Source organism: Aquimarina sp. 2-A2 (assembly GCF_045505135.1).
Lineage (GTDB): Bacteria > Bacteroidota > Bacteroidia > Flavobacteriales > Flavobacteriaceae > Aquimarina > Aquimarina intermedia.
The window spans coordinates 1-512 of the sequence record NZ_JBJKFI010000026.1; the positions used below are offsets into that span (position 1 = coordinate 1).

Consider the following 512-nt stretch of genomic DNA (forward strand, 5'->3'; position numbering starts at 1 on the left):
TTTGATACAAATAATGATGGCGTAGCTGATATAGTTCCGGCAGGAACCGATACAGACAATGATGGGTTGGATGACAATTTTGACTCCAGTGCAGATTACTCAGATCCAAACGGTTTACAAGTCACTACCACACCTTCTGCAGATTTAAACAATACAGATGGAGCAGATGAGTTGGATTACCGAGACACGGATGATGATAACGATGGTATTGTTACCCTTACCGAAGTAGGCGCAGACCCTGCGAACCCAACAGACAGTAATGTTGATGGTACACCTGATTATTTAGATGCCACTGATTTGGATGGTGATAATATTCCTGACAGTGCAGATTTAGATGACGATAACGACGGGATTTTAGACAGTGTTGAAGATCCGAATCTGGATGGTGATAACAATCCATATACAGAAGGTGTTGTTGGAGAGAATGATTTTGACGGCGATGGTATTCCTAACTTCCAGGACCAAGATGCCGATGGTGATGGTATTCCAGATAATGTGGAGGCTCAAACAAC

At 42.8% G+C, this 512-nt stretch carries 1 pseudogene; it reads left to right on the forward strand.

The features are described from left to right. Window positions 1–512, forward strand: a pseudogene (locus tag ACJRPK_RS17500) (gliding motility-associated C-terminal domain-containing protein); the annotation flags it as partial.